This is a genomic window from Lysobacter sp. 2RAF19, from assembly GCF_052115395.1.
In the GTDB taxonomy this organism is placed as follows: domain Bacteria; phylum Pseudomonadota; class Gammaproteobacteria; order Xanthomonadales; family Xanthomonadaceae; genus Noviluteimonas.
Map to the genome: position 1 here is coordinate 1,007,883 of NZ_JBFRGO010000001.1, position 18,590 is coordinate 1,026,472.

Annotated in this window: 15 protein-coding genes and 1 pseudogene; 8 read left to right on the forward strand and 8 right to left on the reverse strand. The window is 66.9% G+C overall.

The genetic code is table 11. The features are described from left to right. The first annotated feature begins 11 nt into the window (after positions 1 to 11). Together AB4059_RS04915 and AB4059_RS04920 are read left to right on the forward strand one after the other, a co-directional pair. Complete coding sequence (locus tag AB4059_RS04915) at positions 12 to 755, forward strand: response regulator (RefSeq protein WP_498977125.1); 744 nt, start codon at positions 12 to 14, stop codon at positions 753 to 755. A gap of 3 nt (positions 756 to 758) precedes the next feature. Then, complete coding sequence (locus AB4059_RS04920; RefSeq protein ID WP_498977127.1) at positions 759 to 2,735, forward strand: PAS domain S-box protein; 1,977 nt, start codon at positions 759 to 761, stop codon at positions 2,733 to 2,735. Positions 2,736 to 2,766: 31 nt separating this feature from the next. Here the strand turns inward: AB4059_RS04920 and AB4059_RS04925 are convergent. Beyond that, a pseudogene (locus AB4059_RS04925) lies at positions 2,767 to 3,315 on the reverse strand (Crp/Fnr family transcriptional regulator); the annotation flags it as partial. Between the two features lie 266 nt (positions 3,316 to 3,581). Here AB4059_RS04925 and AB4059_RS04930 point away from each other — a divergent pair. Beyond that, the gene (locus AB4059_RS04930) at positions 3,582 to 5,921 is read left to right on the forward strand and encodes a cation-translocating P-type ATPase (protein WP_498977129.1); all 2,340 of its coding nucleotides are present in this window, start codon (positions 3,582 to 3,584) and stop codon (positions 5,919 to 5,921) included. A gap of 66 nt (positions 5,922 to 5,987) precedes the next feature. Beyond that, positions 5,988 to 6,761 carry an SDR family NAD(P)-dependent oxidoreductase gene (locus AB4059_RS04935; RefSeq protein WP_498977131.1) on the forward strand — a complete coding sequence of 258 codons (774 nt, stop codon included), beginning with the start codon at positions 5,988 to 5,990 and terminating at the stop codon, positions 6,759 to 6,761. Between the two features lie 81 nt (positions 6,762 to 6,842). Here AB4059_RS04935 and AB4059_RS04940 read toward each other — a convergent pair whose 3' ends face one another. Both AB4059_RS04940 and AB4059_RS04945 read right to left on the reverse strand, forming a co-directional pair. After that, entirely contained in the window at positions 6,843 to 7,049 is a 207-nt protein-coding gene (locus AB4059_RS04940; protein WP_498977133.1) for a hypothetical protein, read from the reverse strand. 11 nt (positions 7,050 to 7,060) lie between these two features. Continuing rightward, positions 7,061 to 7,978, reverse strand: a complete 918-nt coding sequence (locus tag AB4059_RS04945) for a universal stress protein (RefSeq protein ID WP_498977135.1) — start codon at positions 7,976 to 7,978, stop codon at positions 7,061 to 7,063. Positions 7,979 to 8,024: 46 nt separating this feature from the next. On the opposite strand from AB4059_RS04945, the gene AB4059_RS04950 reads away from it, so the two are divergent. Further along, on the forward strand, positions 8,025 to 9,398 hold the full coding sequence (locus AB4059_RS04950; RefSeq protein ID WP_498977137.1) for an MBL fold metallo-hydrolase RNA specificity domain-containing protein: 1,374 nt from the start codon (positions 8,025 to 8,027) through the stop codon (positions 9,396 to 9,398). An 8-nt stretch (positions 9,399 to 9,406) separates the two neighbouring features. On the opposite strand, the gene AB4059_RS04955 is transcribed toward AB4059_RS04950, so the two are convergent. Continuing rightward, positions 9,407 to 11,731, reverse strand: coding sequence for a catalase (locus tag AB4059_RS04955; protein WP_498977139.1), 2,325 nt, complete (start codon positions 11,729 to 11,731; stop codon positions 9,407 to 9,409). Positions 11,732 to 11,999: 268 nt separating this feature from the next. On the opposite strand from AB4059_RS04955, the gene AB4059_RS04960 reads away from it, so the two are divergent. Beyond that, positions 12,000 to 12,206 (forward strand): hypothetical protein, encoded by a 207-nt coding sequence (locus AB4059_RS04960; protein ID WP_498977141.1) that lies wholly within the window; start codon positions 12,000 to 12,002, stop codon positions 12,204 to 12,206. A 64-nt stretch (positions 12,207 to 12,270) separates the two neighbouring features. Here AB4059_RS04960 and AB4059_RS04965 read toward each other — a convergent pair whose 3' ends face one another. Further along, complete coding sequence (locus AB4059_RS04965) at positions 12,271 to 12,483, reverse strand: hypothetical protein (protein WP_498977143.1); 213 nt, start codon at positions 12,481 to 12,483, stop codon at positions 12,271 to 12,273. Positions 12,484 to 12,637: 154 nt separating this feature from the next. Between AB4059_RS04965 and AB4059_RS04970 the strand changes: the two genes are divergently transcribed. Beyond that, positions 12,638 to 14,542 carry an ATP-binding protein gene (locus AB4059_RS04970; protein WP_498977145.1) on the forward strand — a complete coding sequence of 635 codons (1,905 nt, stop codon included), beginning with the start codon at positions 12,638 to 12,640 and terminating at the stop codon, positions 14,540 to 14,542. Between the two features lie 16 nt (positions 14,543 to 14,558). Here AB4059_RS04970 and AB4059_RS04975 read toward each other — a convergent pair whose 3' ends face one another. Genes AB4059_RS04975 through AB4059_RS04985 form a run of 3 tightly spaced genes read right to left on the reverse strand, consistent with a single transcriptional unit; the run spans position 14,559 to position 18,100 of the window. Further along, positions 14,559 to 14,942 (reverse strand): hypothetical protein, encoded by a 384-nt coding sequence (locus AB4059_RS04975; protein WP_498977147.1) that lies wholly within the window; start codon positions 14,940 to 14,942, stop codon positions 14,559 to 14,561. A gap of 24 nt (positions 14,943 to 14,966) precedes the next feature. Beyond that, complete coding sequence (locus tag AB4059_RS04980) at positions 14,967 to 16,589, reverse strand: ATP-binding protein (protein ID WP_498977149.1); 1,623 nt, start codon at positions 16,587 to 16,589, stop codon at positions 14,967 to 14,969. After that, positions 16,586 to 18,100 (reverse strand): ATPase domain-containing protein, encoded by a 1,515-nt coding sequence (locus AB4059_RS04985; protein WP_498977151.1) that lies wholly within the window; start codon positions 18,098 to 18,100, stop codon positions 16,586 to 16,588. Before AB4059_RS04985 ends, AB4059_RS04980 begins: the two co-directional genes overlap by 4 nt. A 249-nt stretch (positions 18,101 to 18,349) precedes the next feature. Between AB4059_RS04985 and AB4059_RS04990 the strand changes: the two genes are divergently transcribed. After that, positions 18,350 to 18,580, forward strand: coding sequence for a hypothetical protein (locus AB4059_RS04990; RefSeq protein WP_498960396.1), 231 nt, complete (start codon positions 18,350 to 18,352; stop codon positions 18,578 to 18,580). Positions 18,581 to 18,590 lie beyond the last annotated feature (10 nt).

Consider the following 18,590-nt stretch of genomic DNA (forward strand, 5'->3'; position numbering starts at 1 on the left):
CGGGAGTCGACGTGCACGACGCACCCGTTTCCAATGCGACATCCCCACACGTGCTCGTCATCGAGGACGACCCGGAGATTGCGTCGCTCGTCGACCGCTACCTCACGGGCCAGGGACTGCGCGTCACCCAGGCAGCCAATGGCGGTGAGGCGATGGCCGCCATCGAGCGCGACTTCGTAAACGTCGTGTTGCTCGACCTGGGCCTGCCTGGTGAAGACGGCCTCACGATCCTGCGCAAATTGAAAGCGCAATGGGGTGGCCCGGTCATCATCGTCAGCGGACGCGGCGACGCGGTCGAACGGGTCGTCGGGCTGGAGCTCGGGGCCGACGACTATGTCACCAAGCCCTTCGACTTCCGCGAGCTGCTCGCGCGCATCCGATCGGTCATGCGACGTATCCAGCGCACTTCCGCCGACATGCCGGACCAGGGTATCGAAGCGATTCGCATCGACACCCTTCGATTGGAGCGTGGCACGCGCCGGCTGCTGCGGGCCGATGGCGAAGACATCCCCTTGTCTTCCGGCGAATTCGATCTGTTGGCGGCCCTCGCGGACAAGCCGGGACATGTCTTCTCCCGCGACTCGCTGGTGCAACTCCTCCACGGGCACGACGCGGGCCCCTTCGACCGCTCGATCGACGTGCAAGTCGGTCGGTTGCGGCGGAAGATCGAGGTCGATCCGGAGAACCCGCGCATCATCAAGTCGATCCGCGGCGTCGGCTACGTGCTTGCGGCGCCGGTGACACGCGCGGGCTGAGCGATGGACACCGGCCTGTTCGACGCACTACCCGACGCACTGCTCATCGTCGATACGCACGGCCGGATCCTGCGCGCAAACGCGAATGCGCACCGCATGTTCGGCCACGCAACCGGAAACCTGGTGGGACTGGACATCGAGGCGCTGATGCCCGAGTCCGTCAGGACGCGGCATCGCGACCACCGCACCGCTTACGCAAACGCGCCGCGTGTGCGGCCGATGGGCGCCGGCGGCATGGCGCTGGTCGGCCAGCGGCGGGATGGCGAACAGTTCCCGGTGGAAATCGCATTGGCGCCATTGCCCACCCAGACCGGCGTAAAACAATTCCTGGCGTCGGTGCGCGATATATCGGAAACCTTGCGCGCGCAACAGGCGCTGGAGCGCGCGCGCTACGACCGCGTCATCGCCGACCTCGGGCAGGAAGCGCTCGAAGCGCGATCGCCGGACGCCTTCGTCGACGCGCTTCCCATGCGGCTCGCCACAACCATGGGGAGCGACGTGCACGTCGCCTTCTGGTTACGGGATGCAACCGACGGACCACGCTGGACGAGTACCTCCGACAACGTCGTGCGCACGATCCCTGCCCAATTGCCTGCACGCTATGTCACGCAGGAGTTCCGCGTCTTCAGCACGGACAGCGGCGACGCGCGCGCCGTCGACCTGATGCGCGCGATCCCCGATTGCAACACGCTGGCGCTGGCCCCGCTGGTGGATCGTGGCGCTTCGACCGGCGCATTGATCGCCTGGTCGCCGCAGCCTTCCCGCTTCGACCACGACGCGCAACACCTCCTGCAGTCCTGCGCGACGCTCATCGCCGCGGTCCTGCAGCGATCCCGAACCGAGGCCCAACTCGCGCACGCGCAGCGCCTGGATTCGCTGGGCCAGTTGACCGGCGGCATCGCGCACGACTTCAACAACCTGTTGACGATCATGTCCGGATCGCTGCAATTGCTGGCCGCCGAACAGGAAGGCGATCCCGGTGCGAACGCATTGATCGAAAGCGCGCTGCGCGCGGTTCGACGCGGTGCGGACCTGACGGACAAGCTGCTGTCCTTCGGCCGACGCAAGCAATTGCGGCCCGCACCGATCGACGCGGCGCGATTGCTCGGCGACATCAAGGCGCTGTTGCAGCGCACGCTCTCGCACAATATCGCGTTGAATCTCGAAGTGCCCGACGGGCTGCCCCACGCGTTCGCGGACGTCGCGCAACTGGACGCGGCCCTGGTCAACCTTGCCTTGAACGCACGCGATGCCATGCCCGACGGCGGTGCGATCACCTTCTCCGTCGAGGAACAATGGTGCGCCGCCGACCGGGTTCCGGCGGGCGTCTTGCCAGGCCATTACGTCGTCTACTCGGTGACCGATACCGGCGCGGGCATGCGGCCCGATGTCAGGGCGCACGCGGTCGAACCGTTTTTCACCACGAAGGGGGGACGCGGCAGCGGCCTGGGCCTGAGCATGGTGTATGGCTTCGTCCAGCAAAGCGGCGGCGGCATGGCGATCGACAGCGCGCCAGACGCGGGCACGCGCGTGTCCCTCTACCTGCCAGTCGCCAGCCAGGCGACGACGCTGGCCCGGTCGGCGGATGCAGACATCGAGGTCGCGCACTCCGGGAAGGCGCTGATCGTCGAGGACGACGAGGAAGTGCGGACCATCGCATCCGCGTTCGTCCGCGCATTGGGCTATGACGTCGTTGCCGTGGCCGATCACGATGCCGCCATCGCGCGACTGTCCGACGCCGATGGCGGTTACGACGTCGTCTTCAGCGACCTGATGCTCGGCGGTGGCGCGGACGGTGCCGATCTCGCCGCGCGCGTTCACCAACAGTGGCCCGGCATCGGCGTGGTGATCACATCGGGGCATGCGCACGGGCTGGAGGCCCGCTCGACCGCATTCGAGATCCTGCACAAGCCCTACGATCTCGCGCAACTCGCGGCGGCCTTTGCGCGGTGTCGCGCGCGGCCGGGTCCAGCAGCGTGACTTCACGGCGATCCACGGACAACACGCCGCACGCCTGCAACTTGGTCAATGCGCGCGTCACCGTTTCGATTTTCAACCCCAGGAAGTTCCCCATTTCCGCGCGCGTCATGCGCAATCGGAAGCGGCGCGCGCTGCAGCCCAGGCGCGCGTGACGGTTGCCGACTTCGTGCAGGAACGCGATGACGCGATGCTCGGCGCAAAGCGACGTGATCGCCAGCGTCCACGCCTGTTGTTCGCGCAACTGTTGCGCGCACAGCCTTGCGAGCGTCGCTGCAACGATCGGCGCGTCCATGGAAGATTGCGGCAGGAGCCAGACTTCGCTCGCGTCCAGCGCCATGCAGTCGGAAACGTGGCAAGCACTTCCCAGCGACTCAAGGCCCAACCATTGCCCGTGCATCGCGAACGAGCAAATGCGCTCGCGTCCGTCTTCGCTGCCGACGACAGTCTTCAGGAAGCCCCCATGCACGAAGTACACGCCGGGATGCGGTTGCCCGGCATGGAAGACCCAGCCGCGCGTCGGAACGTGGATGCGCGTGAAGGGCAGCGAAGACAGCGGGGCCGGCAGTTCGTGCGGGATCATCGCGGCAGCTCCGGGGCAGTTGCCGCGATCCTGCACGCGACCGGCGATCCGCCGATGTCACCACCGCAACGATTTGTAACAGCGCGTAACGATCAGCGCCGACGCAGCCCTCGCACGCTCCCGGGCAAGCCTCGATCATTCCAGCGGCCCCGGCGAGCGAGGTTGATCGAAGTCAACGAAGCATTTGATCCGGATTGACCCAGGTCAACGCTTCGCCTCGTGTTTGGGCGTCGGATTCACGTGGCATCCTCCGGGGGAGAAACCACGTGCGGGAGCTCGGCCTTTCGGGCGAACAAGCGCGTCGCCGGCTCGCCCTCGACGGGCCGAATGCCCTGCCCGATCCGGAGGAGCGCTCGCCGCTGCGCATCGTGTTCCAGGCTCTGCGCGAGCCCATGCTGCTGCTGTTGATCGCCGCCGGCGCCATCTATCTCGCGCTCGGGGAACCGCGCGATGCGGTGCTGTTGCTGCTGTCGATCGTGGCGGTGGTGGCGTTGACCATCGCGCAGGAATATCGCGCCGAACATGCGTTGCGCGCGCTCCGGGAACAAGCCAGCCCGACGGCCAGCGTCCTTCGCGACGGCGCCCCGATGGTGATTCCCTCGCGCGATGTCGTCGTGGGAGATGTCCTGCTCGTGACCGCGGGCGACCGCCTGGCCGCAGACGCGACGGTCGTCGGCGCTGCGGATTTGATGGTCGACGAGTCGTTGCTGACCGGGGAATCGATGCCGATATCCAAGTCGGTCGGTGGGTCCACCGAAGCAAGTGGTCTTCGTGCCGGCACCCTGGTGGTACGCGGAACCGGACGAGCCGAGGTCACCGCCACCGGCACACGCACCGAATACGGCAGGATCGGCGTGGCGCTGCGCGAGGTGCGCGCCCCGCCGACGCCGCTGCAACGGCAGTTGCGGCGGTTGGTCCGCTTGTTCGCGTCGCTGTCGCTGCTGTCGTGCCTGGTCGTGGCGACGGCCATGTACGCGCGCGGCGCCGGCGCGCTCAAGGCGTTGTTGAGTGGCGTGACGCTCGCCATCGCCAACATTCCCGAAGAATTCCCCGTGATCGTGACGGTGTACCTGGCCCTTGGCGCTTGGCGCATGTCGCGTCGATCGGTGCTGGTGCGCCGCCCGGCCGCCATCGAAGCGCTCGGTTCGGTCACCGTGTTGTGCACGGACAAGACCGGGACGCTCACCGAAAACCGCATGCGCGTCGCGGAGGTCAGCGACGACTTCGCCGACGCGCAGGTGCAGATCCTGGAGGCCGCGGCGCTCGCCGCACCCGTGGATTCCCTGGACCCGATGGACTTGGCCTTGCGGGAATCGCTGTCGGCGGAACTCGCGGAGTGGACGCCCTTGCGCGAATACCCGTTTTCGGCGGCACGACGGAGCGTTGGCATGGCATGGCGCCGCGCGGGCCGATCGATGCTGTTCGTCAAGGGCGCGCCGGAGGCGGTCGCCCTGGCCTGTCGACTTCCGGAGCGAATCGCCGTCGGTATCGACGCGCGCGTGGAGCGAATGGCAGGACGCGGGCTCCGCGTGTTGGGCGTGGCCGCCGCGCCGGTGGAGGCGCTACCCGATATGCCGGAGGCCGCAGCCCTGCAATGGCGCGGATTGGTGGCTTTCATCGATCCGCTGCGCGATGGCGCGCCCGATGCAGTCGCGCAAGCGCGCGCGGCAGGAATGCGCGTGGTGATGTTGACGGGCGATCACGAAGGCACCGCGCAGGCCATCGCGGCGCAGGCCGGGATCGCGCGGACGGACGTGTTCGCGCGGGTCAAGCCCGAGGACAAGTTGCGCCTGGTCGAACGGCTGCAGCAGCAAGGCGAAATTGTCGCGATGACCGGCGACGGGATCAACGATGCGCCCGCGCTGGCGGCGGCGCACGTTGGCGTGGCGATGGGCAAGCGCGGCACCGACGTCGCGCGCGAAGCCGCATCGATCGTGCTCGTCGACGATGATTTCACTTCGCTCGTGCGCGCGGTCGCCGAAGGCCGACGCATCTACGACAACCTCCGCCGTGCCGTGCGCTACATCATGGCGGTGCACGTGCCGATCACCCTGCTGGCGCTGTTGCCGGTGTTCCTTGGGGTGCCGCCCGTCCTGTTCCCGATCCACGTGGTGCTGATGGAGTTGATCATCGATCCGGCGTGCTCGATCGTGTTCGAAGCCGAGCCCGCTCGTCCGGATCTGATGCGGCGACCGCCTCGCCCTGCCTCGCAACCCATCCTCGGCTTGCGCGATTTCGCGGCGACCGCGGCGCAAGGGCTCGCCATGTTCGCGCCGCTGCTGGCGATCGACCAATTCGCGCGCCGGGTCGGCTTTCCGACCGTGCAGGTGGCCGCACTCGACTTCACCGTGCTGGTCGCCGGCAACATCGCGCTGATGGCGACCTATCGGCCCGGCAAGTCCCTGCTCGACGCGGTCGTTGGCAGAAGCCGCCAATTCAGGATCGCTGCCATCGCGACGCTCCTGCTGCTCGTGCTGGCTACGCGTGTCGCGCCTGTCTCACGCTGGCTCGACTTCGCGCCGCCGGCAATCGCATGGTGGTTGGTCGCGTTGCTCGCGCCGTTCGCAACTGCCGCGGCGTTGCGGCCCTGGTTGGTGCGCGATTGACCTGCGTCAACATCGTGACGCTCCCAGCAGGCTCCAATGACGCATCGCCCACGCAGGAGCGCGACCATGAACCGGCTCAAGGGAAAGACATGCGTGGTGACGGGCGCGGCGCTCGGCATCGGCGCGGCGACCGCACGCCGGTTCGCGGAAGAAGGCGCGCGCGTCGCCCTGTTCGACCTTCGCGACGACGATGGGCGCAGGCTGGCCGACACATTGCGCTCGAGCGGCGCCGACGCACGGTACTGGCGCGTGGATGTCACCAACGAAGCCAGCGTCAAACAGGCCCTGGACGGCGTCGCGGACACTTGGGGTTCGCTCGATGTGCTCGTGAACAACGCAGGGGTCGCCGGCGCCAACAAACCCACGCATGAGCTGACCGAAGCCGAATGGGATGCCGTGCAGGCCGTCAACGTGAAGGGCGTGTTCTTCTGCACCAAGCATGCCATCGGCCACATGCGCCGCGCCGGTGCTGGCAGCATCGTCAATCTCTCGTCGATCTACGGCCTCGTCGGCGCACCGGACGTGCCCCCGTATCACGCGTCCAAGGGCGCGGTCACGCTGATGACCCGCACCGATGCGCTGCTGTATGCCGCCGATCGGATTCGCGTCAATTCCGTCCACCCCGGCTACATCTGGACGCCCATGGTCGAGCACCACCTGCGCGACTCGGGCGCGACGGACCTGGCGGCCGCCCGGAAGGAGGTCGGCGCACTCCACCCGCTGGGCCACATGGGCGAACCGGACGACATCGCCTGGGGCATCGTGTACCTGGCATCGGACGAGTCGAAGTTCATGACGGGCGCCGGATTGGTCATAGACGGGGGCTACACGGCCCGTTGAGCCGCGCGGAGCACGGCAATGTCGCAGCGGCAATCGGCCTCGCGGGGAAATGTCCGGATGGCCCCTTGAAGGGCAGATCGCTCAATGCAATTGCCAGCTGCGCCGGACGCTGTCATGGACATGCTCCCACTGGACGCCGTTGATCTGGGCAATCTGCGTCCAGGCGCGGCGCGCGCAAGGCTCGACATCGACCCATGGTTCGTGATCGAAAACTTCCCTGAGGACACGGACGAAGAGCGCCAGGTCGCGCGCTTCATCCGGCCCCTGCGATGCGGGCGATCCGCACATGTCGGCAACCCTCAATGCGAGAACAACACCGGCATTTCCATTTCTTCCAGGAGTCCGCGCGTCGCGCCGCCGAGCACCCATTCCCGCATCCGCGTGTGCCCGTAACCACCGGCGACGATCAGATCCGCCCCGCATTCGGCGGCGTGCAACAGGATGGTGGTGGCCACGCTCATCGAACCGGCGGGACGCCGGGTGACATTGACGCGCAAGCCGTGTTCCGCCAGATGCGCCGCGATATCGGCGCCCGGTTCGTCGCCATGCCAAAGGTCTCCAACTTCCGGGTCCACGATCAGGACCTCGGCATCGGAGGGCTCGAACAGCGCGATCGCGTCGTGGATCGCGCGCGCGGATTCGCGCGTCGGCTTCCACGCGAGCATCAGTTTGGTGAAACGCCCCGCGCCGCGTTCCGGCTTGTCGGCCGGCACGGTGAGGACGGGCCGCCCCGAGCCGAACAGGAATGCGCTGAAGAATGCATGCGTGATGGCGGCGTCGTTGCCCGTTGGCCGTGAAAGGACGGCGAGATCGGTGTAGCGCGCCTGGATGGTCAGCGCGTCGGCGGGATCGAAAATGCGCGTGCGGTCCACGCGGACATCCACCGACGCTTCGGACTTCGAAAGTTGCGCGCGCAGTCGCTCTGCGTGCCGCAGCGCTTCCTTCTCGACGCCTTCCAATACCTCCACCAGCACATCGCCCGGCGCGAACCCCCAGGGCGCCGCAATCACGGCTGGAACCGCCGCGGGAACCGAGACAATCAGCTTGGCCCCGTACGCGGTGGCAAGTCTCTCGGCGATCGCCAGCGCCGCATCGTCGGTCGACGCACGCGTGATGGGAAGAAAGAGGTCCTTGAGCATGGTCGCGTCTCCACACGGGGTCGCGCCAAAGCCTGCGCGCCCCCAAAGCGACGGATGTTGATCCAGGTCAACGGCCATCGGCACAAGAACGTGTCCCATTTGGGTGCCGCTTCCGGGAGTCCGCATGGCAGGTCCCACCCTCCAGTTCCTCGGTGCCGCCGGAACCGTCACGGGATCGCGTTACCTGCTCGAATCGGACGGTCGTCGATGGCTGGTCGACTGCGGCCTTTTCCAGGGGTACAAGCAATTGCGGGAGCGGAACCGCGCCCCGTTTCCCGTACCGCCCGACACCATCGACGCGGTGGTGCTCACCCACGCGCACCTGGACCACTCGGGCTACTTGCCCGCCTTGGTGCGGGATGGTTTTCGTGGCCGCATCCATTGCACCGAAGCGACCCGCGACCTGTGCGGCCTGCTCCTGCGCGACAGCGCGCACCTGCTGGAGGAAGAGGCGAAATTCGCGCAAGCGAAAGGGTTCTCGCGACACGCCGCGCCGCTGCCGCTCTACACCAAGGCAGATGCCGAGGCCGCCCTGCGCCGCCTGACACCCCATCCATTCGATCATGCGCTCGATCTCGGCGGCGGCGTCGCACGCTTTGTTCGCGCCGGCCATCTACTGGGGGCCGCACAAGTCCGGATGGAGGTGGCGGGCACCTCCATCCATTTCACGGGCGACCTGGGCCGGCCCCACGACATCCTGATGCGTCCGCCGCGCCCCTTCGACGGCGCGGACCTTCTGGTCTGCGAAAGCACCTACGGAAATCGCAGCCACCCCGTAGTCGATCCTGACGTGGAACTGGGCGCCGTGATTCGTCGCGTCGCCGCACGGGGTGGCGTGATCATCGTGCCCGCGTTCGCCATCGGGCGCGCGCAGGGCGTGCTGCTCCAGATCGCGCGCCTGCGCGCGCGTGGCGAAGTGCCGCCGATCCCGGTCTTCCTCAATAGCCCGATGGCAATCGACGCCACCGACATCTACCTTCGCCACCGAACCGAGCACATCGCGTCGGAAGATGAGTGCCGAGCGATGTACGCGCTCGCCACGATGGTCAGAACCTCCGAGGAATCCAAGGCGCTGAATCGTAGACACGGTCCGATGATCATCCTCTCTGCCAGCGGCATGCTCACGGGCGGCCGGGTGCTGCACCACGTGGAGGCGTTCGGGGAGGACGCGCGCAACGCGATCGTGCTATCGGGCTTCCAGGCCGGCGGCACCCGTGGCGCGGCGCTCGTGGCTGGTTCGCGGCAACTACGGATGTTCGGGCGCGATGTCCGCATCGCCGCGGAAGTCGTCGCGCTGCAGTCGTTTTCCGGCCATGCGGACGGAGACGAGATCATGCGATGGCTTCGAACCGCGGCTACCCCGCCGCGCATGACCTTCATCACGCACGGAGAACCCGATGCCGCCGACACGCTGCGCGCGCGCATCAAGCACGAACTCGGCTGGCAGGCGCGCGTTCCCGAGCAACTGGAAGCGGTGTCCCTTTCGACACGGGTGTAGACGGGCCCTTACACCCGCGGCGGATCGGTTTCCCGCTGCCAATGTCGCTGCCCGGCAACCTCGATGAAGGCACGGATCGCAGCGCGCGCATCCTTCGCGACGATCACGCCGGGATCCGGGGCGCCGTCGGGCAACGCATCGGGGATGCCGGCCGACGCCAGCAACGCATCGCCATCGCCAAGCACCAGCAGCGTCTTGCAATGACGGTACTGTTCCTTGAGATAGTCGAGCGTGCGCGCATCCATGCGCACCTCGCCCATGCGGCCCGTGCCATCGGGAACGATCATGCCGTCGAACAGCACGCCGGGTTCGTTCTCGAGCGAGACTTCGGCATCGAGCATCGCGCCCGCATCGGTCTTGCACGGGCCGATGCGCACGCCCATCAGGCGCGGCACTGCGCCGGCGTCGAGCAACGCGCGTTGCACGGCCTCGACAGCCTTGCCGTCGACGCCGTCGGCGACGAGGATCGCGAACTTGCGCGAGGGCACGCCGGGTTCGCCGGGACGCGCCATCATCGAAAGCGCGGGCGAGGTTTTCACTTCGGCCTTCGGTACGCGTGCGATGGCGCGCGGCAACGCCTCCGGTAGCGCCATGCCGAGCCCGTCGGCGACCTTCGCGGCGAGATCGCGCGAGACGTTCACCAATCCGGCGAGCATGCGCGCTCGCACCGCGGGCACCGTCACCTTGCTCAGTTCGAACCGGAAAGCGCCTGCGATGTGCGCCTGCTCTTCCGGCGTCTGGCTGTTGAAGAACAACGTCGCCTGGTTGTAGTGCTCGGCGAACTTCTCCGGATGGCCGCGCAACTCGTCCTGCTTCACCGGCTCGGGGAAGGACACGAAGCCCGCGGCGCCGGCCTGGAACGGGCAGCCGCCGCCGAGGCTGTTGGGCTCATACGACACGCGGCCACGATGGATCGCCTGCCGATGCATGCCGTCGCGCTGGTTGTTGTGCACCGGCGCGATCGGCGCGTTGATCGGGAGCTCGTGGAAGTTCGGGCCGCCAAGGCGCGTGATCTGCGTGTCGACGTAGGAATGGATGCGGCCGGCGAGCAGCGGATCGTTCGTGAAGTCGATGCCCGGCACGACATGCGCCGTGCAGAATGCGACCTGCTCGGTTTCGGCGAAGAAGTTGTCGGGATTGCGGTTGAGTACCATGCGGCCGATCGGCTGCACCGGCACCAATTCTTCCGGCACGAGCTTGGTCGCGTCGAGGATGTCGAACGAATAACGCGCCGCATCTTCTTCGGTGAACACCTGCACGCCCAGTTCGTACTCCGGATATGCGCCCGCTTCGATCGCCTCCCAGAGATCGCGGCGATGGAAGTCCGGGTCCGCGCCGGAGATCTTGACGGCCTCTTCCCACGCAAGCGCATGCGTGCCGAGCTTCGGCGTCCAGTGGAACTTGCACAGGACCGCTTCGCCCTGCGCATTGACCAGGCGGAAGGTGTGCACGCCGAAGCCCTGCATCATGCGATAGGAGCGCGGGATGCCGCGATCGGACATCACCCACATCAGCATGTGCGTGCTCTCGGGCATGAGCGACACGAAATCCCAGAACGTGTCGTGCGCCGAGGCCGCCTGCGGCATCGCATTGTGCGGCTCGGGCTTCACCGCATGCACCAGGTCGGGGAACTTCATCGCGTCCTGGATGAAGAACACGGGGATGTTGTTGCCCACCAGGTCCCAGTTGCCTTCATCGGTGTAGAACTTCACGGCGAAGCCGCGCACGTCGCGCGCGGTGTCTTTCGAACCGCGTTCGCCCGCCACGGTGGAGAAGCGCACGAAGACCGGCGTGATCTTTCCCTTGGCCTGAAACGGCGCGGCGCGGGTGATGTCGGTCAGCGGCGCATAGCATTCGAAGAAGCCGTGCGCGCCGCTGCCGCGCGCATGCACGATGCGCTCGGGGATGCGCTCGTGGTCGAAGTGCGTGATCTTCTCGCGCAGGATGAAGTCTTTCAGCAGCGCAGGGCCGCGCAATCCCGCCTTGAGCGAATGCTGGTTGTCGGACACCGGAACGCCGTGGTTGGTCGTCAGGCGTTGCGCGGTGGCGTCGGTGCGCACCGGATCGAGCGGGCCGACCGCAACGGGTTCACCGCTGGCTGCGCGCGTGCCGAGCTTGTCGGAGTGATTGACTTCGCTCAGCGTGCTTGCGCCGACATCGTCGCCGGGGGCTTCGACGCCCTCGCCTTCCTGTGGCGCGTGCGCGTTGTCGTAGCCGTATTCGAGCGATTTGTTCGCGTTGAACGGCATGGCTTCGGACATCGCATCGACATCGGCCGCCTGTTGGGCGATGCGGGAAGCGGGCGTGGACGACGGCGGCTTGCGACGGGCCATGGGAAACACCTCGATGCGTGGATCGATTACTTCTACGCATCGCGCGGTGACACCTGCATGAGGTGCGCTTCCAACTGCCGCTCGATGATGCGATCACCGTCCTGTCATCCCCATCCGCCTACTGTGCGTTGGCACCTGGAAACACGGATGTCTTCCGGCGGCACTCACCGACTTGCCTCCTCGCCTTTGAGCCCCAGGCCTGCTTCGCAGGCAAATTTTGGCGATGGCCAACAATCGATCCCAATCGGATCCTTCCAAGGTGAGACACATGAACAATTCCAACAGCACCGATACCAACAAGACCGCCAGCCCGACGCAGACGCCGCCGGTCACGAAGGTCGAGAACCCGAGCGACGGCAAGACGGCGAAGGTCGAAGACCCCAAGCCGAGCCCGGAAACGGACACCGACCGCAAGGCGTCCGGCGACCAGAAGCCGGCGTCGACGGATGATTCGGCGGGCAAGTCCCTCCGTTAATCCCGGCTGTCAGGTTTGAACAAAGAGCCCGCACGCGTTGCGGGCTTTTTGTTTGTGCGTGGCGTCAGAGGATGGCGGGACTGATCGCAGCCGCCTGCGCGCGCAGGTTTTCCAGCTTGACGCGGGCCTGGACCGTCATCCGCGGGCCGTTCGCGCCCGGCTCCAGCAGCCCCATTTCGATCAGTTCCCGGGCGGCTTCGTCGCCGGGGACGATCCCCTGTTCCAAGGCCTCCAGGATGAGGAGGAACTCTGCCCGCAGATAGGGAGATTCGGTCATTTGCGTGTACCAGGAGCAACCAATCCTGATGACGATTGCACCAAGCAAAAGATGAACGGAACTTCACGGCGCCACCGTCGGGCATGCGACGGAGTGAAGCCACCTCGACAGTCCGCTGGTTAAGCTTCGCGATTCAAGACACGTTTCCCACGCCATGAATCCGCGCGATCTGCACCGCGTCCTCGAACACCTCCCCGGCAACGTGGTGCTTCTCCGGGCGGTCCCTGGGTTTCCCGTGGTCGCGATGAACGCGACCCTGCGGTCGCTGCTGGCCGACCCCGACACTGCCATCGGCCGCCCGGTGTTCGAATTGTTTCCCGACGCGCCCGATTCGCCGGGGAGCGTCGCGGCCCTGACCGCTTCGTTCGAACGCGTGATCCGCGCGCGCAAGGCCGAACACCACGAGCAACGGTTCGACGTCGCCGATCCATCGAGCGGGCGGTTCCGGGAACGCCATTGGTCCGCGACCAACAGCCCGGTCCTCGACGACGCGGGCGAAGTCGAATTCATCCTGCACCAGTCCGAGGAAGCCTCGACGGAGCAACTGGACTCGGAGCGTCAGCGCCGCATCTACGAAGCGGCGCTCAACAACACGCCCGACTTCGTCTACATCTTCGGCACCGACCATCGCGCGATCTACGCCAACGAAGCCCTGCTCAAGGTCTGGGGCGTCCAGGACGTGCGGGGCAAGACCTGGATCGACCTGGGCTACGAGCAGTGGCACGCGGACATGCACGATCGCGAGATCGCCACGGTGATCCGGACGCGCGCGCCGATCCGCGGGGAAATCCCGTTCACCGGCACGAACGGACGCCGCATCTACGACTACATCTTCGCGCCGGTGTTCGATGCCGCGGGCAACGTGGTCGCCGTGGCCGGGACCACGCGCGATGTCACCGACCGCCAGGCCGCCGAGCAGGTGATGCGCGAACACGCGCAACGCCTCGCCGAAGCCGATCGCGCGAAGGACGAATTCCTCGCCACGTTGTCGCACGAATTGCGCAATCCGCTCGCCCCGCTTCGCAACGGCCTGGAGATCCTGCGACGCACGCCGCCGGGCGACGGCGCGCAGGTTCGCATCCATTCGATGATGGAGCGGCAGGTCGATCATCTCGTGCGCCTGGTCGACGATTTGATGGAGGTCTCGCGGATCACGCGCGGCAACGTGTCGCTGCAGATGGAATCGGTGGATCTGCGCTCGGTGGTGGAGAGCGCGGTCGAGGCGGCCCGCCCGGCGATCGATGCAGGCGGCCATCGCCTGACGATCGATTTGCCGCAATCGCGCGTGACGCTGCTCGGCGACAGCGTTCGGCTGGCGCAGGTGCTGGTCAACCTGTTGAACAACGCGGCACGCTATTCCGAGCCCGGCGGCGACATCGCGCTGCGCGCGGTGGCCTCGGCGGACATGCTGTCGCTGTCGGTCAGCGACACGGGCATGGGCATGGATCCTGCGGAGATCCCGCATCTGTTCGAAATGTTCACGCGCGGCGACCGCGTGCGTTCGTCGCACCAGGGCGGCCTCGGCATCGGCCTTGCGCTCGCCCGTCGCCTGGCCGTGCTGCACGGCGGTTCGCTCGATGCGCACAGCGAAGGGCTCGGCAAGGGAAGTGTTTTCAACCTGCGGTTGCCGCTGCAAGCCGATGCGCCCGACGATGCCTCCGGGTCGGGCGGGACAGATGCGATCAGGCTGTCGTTGCGCGTGCTGCTCGCCGACGACAACCAGGACGTCGGGAACAGCCTGGCCGAAGCGTTGCGCCTGTTCGGTGCGCACGTGCATGTCGTCGACAATGGCATCGACGCGATCGCCGCCTTCGATCGGGTCGCGCCTTCGGTCGTGATCCTCGACATCGGCATGCCGCGCGTGACCGGATACGACGTCGCGCGTGCGTTGCGCTCGCGGGGCGTCGAGGTGCCGCTGATCGCGCTGACCGGCTGGGGCCAGCCGGCCGAGCGCAAGCGCGCCCTCGCCGCGGGGTTCGACCATCACCTCGTCAAACCCATCTCCCTGCCCGTGCTGCTGAAGTTGCTGGCGTCGCTGGAGACTGCGGACAGCACCTGATGCTTGGTACGCGCGGCTACGCTTCGTCGACGCCGTAACGCAACCAACGATCGGCGACGCCCGCATCGGAAAACGCGCGCGCATCGATCCCGGCCTCGCGGGCGAAGATCTCGCAGTATTCGAGATGATCCATGCCGGTGGGTTTGACGTGCGCGATGCGCAGCCCTTCGAGCCCGCGGCCCTTCATGCTCTGGACCAGCTTGCGCCAGTCGGCGATCGCCAACTCGTGGCCGACCAGCCGATCGCAGACGAACAGCCAGGCGGGGCGATGAGCTGCGATTTCCTCGACGATCCGTTCCCAGTAGGCGATCGTGTTCGCAAGCGTGCGCTCACCGACGACGGTGGCGATCAAGCCACCGCGGGAGCGCGAAAACACGACGCTGTAGTCCGGGGTCGTCACATCGACAGTATCGCCGGTCCAGCGTCATGCAGTCGAACGCTGGGCCCTGGCGCGATGCACCAGGTTCGCGCGCGTGGCTTCCAGCAGTGCAGACAGGCGCGCGACATCGGCGGGTTTGCGGAAGTGGTCGGAGAACCCCGCCGCGTAGGCCTGCGCCTTGTCCTGCGGCCCGGCCCAACCGGTGATGGCGATCAGCACCGCGCCGGCGTGGCGCGGGTCGGCCCGCAGGCGTCGTGCCAACTCGTAACCGTTCATGCCGGGCAAGCCGATGTCGAGCAAGCACACGTGCGGTTCGAAGTCCGCGGCCAGCGCCAGTGCCCGCGGGCCGTCGGAGGCGATGCGGAAATCCATGCCGAGCAATTCCAGCAGCATCGCGAGCGTGCGCGCCGCGTCTTCGTTGTCGTCCACGACGAGCACGCGCATGGCATCGCGGCCCAGGGGCCTGGGGGCGACGGCGAGCGTCTTCTCCTGCGCCTCGAGCGCACTGGTGGAATCGGCGACGCGAGGCAGGTGCACGATCACGCGCGTGCCTGCGTCGGCGCCCTGGCTGTCCACTTCGACGCGGCCCTCGTGCATTTCCACCAACTGCTTCACCAGCGCCAGGCCGATGCCGAGCCCGTCCTGCAGGCGATTGCGATCGCGTCGTCCCTGCGTAAAGAGTTCGAAGACATGCGGAAGAACGGTCGAATCGATGCCGATGCCGTCATCCCGGATCTCGACGATCGCCGAATCCCCATCGGCGCGCGCACTCACCCAGATGCAGCCGCCGGGATGACCGTACTTCGCCGCGTTGTTGAGCAGGTTGCCGAAGACCTGGGTCAAGCGCACCGAATCGGCGTCGACGACCAGCGGGTGGTCGGACATCTCCACGTGCAAGGTGATGCAACCGGCTTCGACCAGGGGCGCGCTCAGCTCCAATGCGCTGCGCAAGGCGTGGCGCAGGTCGATCGCGCGGCGGCGCAGTTCGATGCGTCCACGCGAGACGCGCGAGGCTTCCATCAAGTCGTCCATCAGGCGGACCATGTGGTCGACCTGGCGGCTCATCGTGGCGTGCAGAGCCTTGCGGCGCGGCGCGTCGGCCTCTTCCATCGCCAACACGTGCAAGGCATTGCGGATCGGCGCGAGCGGATTGCGCAATTCGTGCGCGAGCATCGCGAGGAATTCGTTCTTGCGGCGCACCGCATCGGCCTCGGCATCGCGCGCACGTTCGAGCGCATCGAGATGGTCGCGGATCTCGTACTGGCGCGCGCGTGCCCGCAATGAAGTGCGCAACGCACTGAGCAACGCCGACACGCGCAGCGGACGCTCGAGCAAGGTCACGTTGCCCAGCGCGGCCACCGCATCACCGACCGCGAGCGAGTCCGCGCCGCGCCCGGTCAGGATCAGCACGGGCAAGTCGGACCAGGCGCCCTGGTCTTCGAGCACCTGGGCGATCGCGGCGTGGACGCCGTCGTTCTTCAGCAGTTCCTCGCCCACCAGGACGGCACCCGCGCCCAGCGCCAACTCCTCGCTCAGTTCGACGGCGCTGCGGCAGACATGGCACGTCAGCCCGTTGTCTTCGAGGATGCCGCACGTGAGGTCGGCGTCGCGGGCGGTGGGCAGCAACAGCAGCACGCGCAGGCTCGCGCCTGGTGCGGATGCGTTCATTCCGCGTCGCCGGTGGGGGTGGGTTCGCTCACGGTCAGGTCGTTCGGCGGCTCTTCCTGCGGCACGCCGGTCAACACGCCGCGGAAGTGCCGCAGCGGTTCGCCGATCTGCAGGCCATGCGAGGTGATGCGCATCTCGCGGATGGTGCGTTCGTGCGGACCGGTGCGCTTTTTCAGCACCGAGATCGCCTGCTTCACTTCGCCGCGGCTTTCGAAGTAACGCAGCAGCACCACCGTGTCCGCCAGGTAGCTGACATCCAGCGTGGTCTGCATCTGGCCGATCAGGCCCAACTGCGAGGCGATCAGGATCGTGGTGACATCCAGCTGCGCGAGGTAGGACAACAATTCGTGCAACTGGTTGAGCACGTGGTGCTCTTCGACCATCGCGTTGAGGAAACCGTTGAGGCTGTCGATGACGATCAACTTCGCGTCGTCGACTTCCACCGCGGTCCGGATGCGTTCGATGAATTCCCCGGCCGAAAGCTCCGCCGGATCGATCGATTGCAGGTTGACGGTCCCGTCGTCGATGCAACGCTCGACGTCGAAGCCGATGCCCTTGGAGCGGGTGACCATCGCGCGCTGGCTTTCGTCGAACAGGAAGATCGCCGAACGTTCGCCGCGCGCGGCCGCCGAGCGGACGAAATGCGAAGCGAGCGACGATTTGCCCGCGCCCGCCGCGCCGATCAGCAGCGTGCTGGTGCCGCGGTCCAGGCCGCCGCCGAGGAGCAGGTCGAGTTCGGCCAGGTCGCTGGCGACCGGGATGTTCTCGCCGTGGCGTCGATAATCGGCGGCGATCAGCCGCGGATAAGCGCGCACGCCGCCGGTCTCGATCTTGTAATCGTGGTAGCCGGAGCGGAACGGACGCCCGCGCATCTTGCTGATGCGCAGGCGACGCCGGTCGCCGCCGAAATCGAGCGTCTGGTGGTCGAGCTGGATCGCGCCGTGCACGATCGTGTGCACGTGCAAGCCCTGGTCGGAGACCTGGCTTTCGTCGAGCATCAGGACCGTCGTGCCCTTCCCCGCGAAGTATTGCTTCAACGCCAGCACCTGGCGGCGGAAGCGCAGCATCGAACCGGCCAGCAGGCGCAGTTCGGCGAGCGAATCGAACACGACGCGGTCGGGTTTCTGGCGTTCCACTTCATCGAGCACGCGGCGCGTGGTCTCGACCAGTTCGATCTCCGATGGATGGAACATCGTGTACTGCGACTCCGGGTCGAGCTGGTCGCCGACCGGGAACAACTCGTGGATCGCGATGCCGTCGAGCGACCAACCGTGCGCATGCGCCACTTCGCGCAACTCGCGCTCGGTTTCCGACAGGGTCACGTACAACACCCGCTCCCCGGCGGCGACGCCTGCCATGAGGAATTGCATCGCCATCGTCGTCTTGCCCGACCCGGGCACGCCCTCGAGCAGGTAGAGCCGATGCGGCGTGAGCCCGCCGGCCAGGATGATGTCGAGACCGCTCACCCCCGTCCGGATGGGAGGGGGCAGCGAGAGGGATTGGGAGGACATGAAACCACCGGATGAGTGCTTCCGGGATTCTCCGGGAGCGACTCGTCAACATCGTGTGCACGGGGCGTCAATGCAGGCGGGGTCGCGCGTTCGTCCCAACGCGCCCATGACCCAAGGGCACCTGACCGGCGCAAGCACGCTTCACGATCCCGGCCCCGCCAAGCGGCTATGATGCCTTCGCACTCGACCGCGGATTCTCCGCGTCGTGACCCGAGCCTCCGTGCAGCTCCGCCCCGCCAGGAGCCCTGCATGACCGCTTCGCAAAACGCGATGCCCCGGACGTTCGACCGCAAGACCACCAAGGGATCGATCACCCACGAACAGCTGGCGGCCGACCTGGCCAGCTTCCGCGAGCGTGGCGGTATGATCGAGAAGCTGGGCACGACCCATGTGCTGCAGAAGCTGCAAACGGCCTCAACACCCACCACGGCGGCCCGCCCGGCGCACCCACAGGGCCGATCTACCGAGAGTCGAAAATGAAAGGCATGGA